Annotated in this window: 3 protein-coding genes and 1 pseudogene; all 4 read right to left on the bottom strand. The window is 60.7% G+C overall.

Annotation, left to right across the window (positions count from 1 at the left end):
- Positions 1 to 54: 54 nt before the first annotated feature.
- On the bottom strand, positions 55 to 2,520 hold the full coding sequence (locus tag ACHWRX_RS13690; RefSeq protein ID WP_394659605.1) for a TonB-dependent receptor plug domain-containing protein: 2,466 nt from the start codon (positions 2,518 to 2,520) through the stop codon (positions 55 to 57).
- Between the two features lie 50 nt (positions 2,521 to 2,570).
- Entirely contained in the window at positions 2,571 to 3,890 is a 1,320-nt protein-coding gene (locus ACHWRX_RS13685) for an amidohydrolase family protein (RefSeq protein ID WP_394659604.1), read from the bottom strand.
- A 196-nt stretch (positions 3,891 to 4,086) separates the two neighbouring features.
- Positions 4,087 to 4,596: an arsinothricin resistance N-acetyltransferase ArsN1 family B gene (locus tag ACHWRX_RS13680; protein WP_394659603.1), complete on the bottom strand. Its 510-nt coding sequence runs from the start codon at positions 4,594 to 4,596 to the stop codon at positions 4,087 to 4,089.
- Positions 4,593 to 4,771, bottom strand: a pseudogene (locus ACHWRX_RS13675) (arsenical resistance protein ArsH); the annotation flags it as partial. The gene ACHWRX_RS13680 and the pseudogene ACHWRX_RS13675, both read right to left, overlap by 4 nt.

Genomic DNA, 4,771 nt, shown 5'->3' with positions numbered 1-4,771 from the left:
GCCACCCATGAGCGGCACGTCTAAATCGCCTCTCAAAAAACTAAATTGGTGCGGTCAATACCGCAAAGACAAACGGGCGTAGTAGTAGCCGCCGTAAGCCCCGAATGGCGAATTACCACCATAGATTGAGCTACCGATGGTGTTGGGGACGGTGCTCTTGTCAGGGTAGGTGTCAAAGATATTATAAGCACCTACCGCTACACGAGCTGCACGTGTGACGTCATATCCAACCTCTAGGTCAGTGATCCACTTCGCGCCATAAAACTGGTCCAGGCTGGGTGTATTGTTGAGCGTTGCCCAGTTTCCGTAACGCGTCTCTCTAAGGTTGATCCCCAAGCGATCCAGGTTCCAGTCAAGACCGAGGATCAGCTTATCCTTTGGCGTTCCGACGGTGAAATATCCCTGCGTCTGCCGGTCGAAGAGTGTCAGACCAAGTCCCGAAAGCTGGGTAGGCGTCGGGGCGATGTTTTTGATGTTCGTGACATTGTGATTGTAGCCGACCGTCGTGCGAAGCCGGCCAAACTCTCCAAGGGGCAGGTTGTACGAACCAACGATATCGATACCGCGGGTGCGGGTGTCGATCGCGTTGGTGAAGAAGCGCACATACTGGTCGCCCGAGAGGCCATTTGCGCGCAAAATGGCGCGTACCCCTGCACTGGAAAGAAGGCCAGTAAGCGTAATCCGATCGTCGATGTCGATCTGATAGGCGTCCGCCGTCACCGACAAACCAGCTATCGGCGTCAGCGCAAAGCCGACGCTGTAGTTGCGGGATTTTTCCGGGGTCAGGGGTGCTGCCCCGAGTGCAGCAGCGATTGGCGATCCGGTACGAACGATCTTGGATTCGATCAGCTGATATGCACCGCTGACGAGATTGAACTGGGTCGACGTCTGCGCATAGGCCTGCTGCGCAAGGCTCGGGGCACGGAAGCCGTTGGAGAATGCGCCGCGCAGATTGAGCCAATCTGCGACCTTGTAGCGCGCTGACACCTTGCCGCTCCACACGTCGCCCGAGCTGTCGTCATAGGTTTCATACCGCACCGCGCCCGTCACGAGAAGGCGACTGGTGACATCAAGAGCGAGGTCGACATAGCCAGCCCAGACATTGCGTTTGATGTCAGCCTGGTCGCTCGGTGTCACGATGATCGCACCTTGAGCACCGACTGCGCCCGGCTGTCGGGCGAGGGGCGTTCCTGCCGGGAAGACATATCCGCCATTGGTGTAGGCCGCTGGATCAAGTGCCTTGGTGACATAGCTTTCGTAGCGGTATTCGGCGCCGGCAGAGATCTGGAGATTGCGCCCGCCAAGGATGGCATAGCTTTTCGTCAGGTCGAGATTGTTGGTCCACTGGTCGAAAGCCGCGCTGAACGTATCGAACGACGTCGGGCTGCTGGCACCGAGCGAAGCGTTGAGCGAGTTGTCCGCGCCGCTGCGTGCATAGTCGCGACCATAGGTGCTGCTGAGATCGAGCTTCCATCCACCGACGTTTCCGCGCAGTCCGCCGGTGAATTGGCCGTCGGTTTCATGGAGGGTGTAGAACGGTGTGAAGCCGTCCGGATAGATCGCGAGGATATTGCTGGTGGCATTGGGCTTGCGGCCTGCCTGCCCAACGCGAGCTTCGCGATACCCCAATGTGGCGGTGGCATAGGCCTCGACATTGCCGAGGTCATACCGCCCATTCAGCGCCGCCTGGATTTGCCGCAGCTGAGGCAAGCCGCCTTGATAGGTACGGCGGTTGACCGTGGCTTCCCGCGGATCAGGCTGGCCGTTCACCGGAAAATAGAAGGTGCCGGTCACGTCGGAATTGCGGACCGTCGCATTCTGATATTTGCCGTCCACCGACAATGCCAGCGAGCCCCGATCGCCCAGCGCGAAACCATGTGAGAGCTGCGCGCTGACGGTTTCGCCGTCGCTGCCGTTGACGCCGTCGTGGTAACGCTGGCCGACCTCGATGTTGGCCGTACCGCCGGTCGCATTGGATTTAAGAATGATGTTGATGACGCCGGCGATCGCGTCTGATCCGTACTGCGCAGCCGCGCCGTCGCGGAGCACTTCGATGCGTTCGATCGAGCTGGCCGGTATCTGGTCCAGATCGACGGGGTTGCCCCCTGCCGAGACGTTACCGGAATTGAGGTTGATGAGCGCGGAATTATGTCGCCGTTTGCCGTTCACCAGCACCAGGACATGCACCCCGGACAGTCCACGAAGACCGGCAGGACGGGCTACGCTGTCGAACGACGAGCTGCCGACCTGTTGGGCCTGAAAGGACGGCACCAACTGGGTCAGGACGTCGCGCAGCTGCAAGCCACCTGACAGGCGGGCAATGTCCTCACCGCTGATGACGTCGATCGGGGTTGGGCTGGACGCGACCATGCGCGGTTGCCCGCGCGAGCCGGTCACGACGATGTCGCTGCCTTCGCCCGTGTCAGTTGGAGCGGCAAGAGCATCGCTTTGCTGCGCCTGAGCGAGCGCAGGCGTGAGCGAGGCAACGGAAAGCGCCAGAAGGCTAGGTACGATATGCATGGAAATCTCCGCTGTGCAGCGTGATGGGGAAGAGCGCGGGCGCGCAGCTGTCAGCGGACAGCGTCGAAGGGTGGTGCTTTTGTCAGCGGCTTGGGCTGATGTCGCGGCACGACGATCTGGCCAGCATCGACGAGCAGGATGCCGTCGCGAAACACCTTGTCGACCTTGCGCAGCGCCTCGATATCGACATCGGGCCGACCATCGACGACAAGAATGTCGGCAAGCTTACCTGCTGTGATGCTGCCCAGCTTGTCGTCCATGTCGAGGATTTGGGCGTTGGTCAGCGTCGCGGTACGAAGCGTCTCCGCTGGCGAATAGCCGCCGTGGATGAACCATTGCAGCTCGGCGAGGTAGACGTTGGGGACCAACTGGTTCGCATCGCCGATCGTGTCGGTTCCGATCCCCATGACGATCCCGGCCGCCTTCATCTTTCGGAAGACGTCGAAGTCAGCCTGCGCGGATAAGGTGAAACGCCTAGAGGTCGCCCCGTAAAAGCCACCGGAGCGATCGAGTACGTTCTGGTAGACCTGGAGCGTCGGGACCGATGCCGTATGATGCCGCGCCATGGCCCGGATTGTGTCGTCCGTGCGGGGCAAAGGATGCTCGATGATATCGACGCCGGCATCTACTGCGAGGGCGGTGTAGACCGTCTCACAATCACAGGTGACTTTCAGGCCTAGGCGATGCGCCTCATCGACGGCCGCTGCAATCTCGTCGGGTGAGAAGTGGCTTGCCACCTTGATGATGGTGGCGCCGCGCTTGAATGTTTCCCGCACGGCGCCCCGCCAGGCATCAGCGCCGTTGCGTTCCCAAGCATAGTCGGGGCCGTGGCTGGGCGACACCGGCCGTTCGGTCGCGTGGCCCCCAGTCCCCGTGATGATATGCCCGGCAGTGAACACGCGCGGCGCTGGAATACGATTGGTCGCACTCCAGTCTGCCAGAATGTACGGAGCATCCGCGACGCCGTTCAGATCGCGAACCGACGTGATGCCGGCTTCCAGCATCCAGCGCAGGTTTCTAGCCCCCCGCAGCACGCCGTCACCTTCGCTCGCCTGTAGGTCGATCGGCGTCGTGCTATCCGGATAGGTCAGATGGACGTGAAGATCGATCAGGCCAGGCAGGACCGTCTTGCCACCGACATTGATGACCCGGGCGTCCGCCGGCCAGTCACGACGGCCCGCCGGCCATATTGCGGCGATCTTGTTGCCCTCGATGAGCACGGTAGCAGGTGCTGACCGGGCGGATTTAGCATCGAAAACCAAGCCACCGACCAGAACGGTGACGGCTTTTGCAGCGGTGCTTTCCTTGACCGGGATTCGCTGAGGGTCGTCGGTCGTAGCCGTCTGAATGATTGAACGACGATCGTTCAAAGGCGTCTGCGCAATACCACCCGTCGCGCCTAACGATGCCGCACACATGGCTAGGAGGGCTGCTACCCCCGTTCTTTGGCGGCGTAGCGATGCGATGACGCTGATATTCAAATTTCTACCTTTGCCCTTTTAGAGTTAATTCCCCCATATCGAGTAGGGATTACAGGTAGTTTTGCTTGAAGGGCGCAAGCCAGCGCTATGAAAGCCGTGGTAGAAGCCGCTGCCACCAACCGACGTCGTGCCACTGCCCGAACTTCTGCCCTACCTCCCGGTAGATACCCAGCGGCGTGAAGCCCATGCTCTCATGGAGCGCGACGCTGCCGGGATTAGGCAGCGCGATGCCCGCAAACGCGGCGTGAACTCCGCGCTCGGTCAACTCCGCGATCAGCCTTGAATAGAGGGCGCGTCCACCCCCCGTCCGGTGGGCCTGATCGGCGATGTAGACCGTGACATCGACCGACCACCGATAGGCGGCGCGGGATCTATGCTGGCTGGCATAGGCGTATCCGATGACTTCGCCGTTTCGCTCGGCGATGAGGTACGAATAATTTTCCAAGGTCGTGGCGATCCGCTCCCCCATCTCAGCGATCGAGGGCGGGACCTCCTCAAAGGAGATAGCAGTGCCCTCCACGATGGGCGCATAGATCGCCTGGACGGCAGCCGCATCCGCTACATTGGCCGTGCGAATGGTCGGGATGGCTGTCATGAGACTTGGCATTGTGGAGCAATGGCGATGCTGGACAAATCTGTCGCTGGGTCGACCGGCACGCCGGCTTCCTTCCGCTCGGAATAGCGATCGACCAATTGCGCGGTATGTGGGCGCAGCAGCACCGTGAAGCGCACCAGCTCCTCCATTACGTCGACGATCCGGTCGTAATAAC

The sequence above is a fragment of the uncultured Novosphingobium sp. genome (assembly GCF_964277725.1).
Taxonomy (GTDB): domain Bacteria; phylum Pseudomonadota; class Alphaproteobacteria; order Sphingomonadales; family Sphingomonadaceae; genus Novosphingobium; species Novosphingobium fluoreni.
This window is presented reverse-complemented; position numbering and strand designations above follow the sequence as displayed.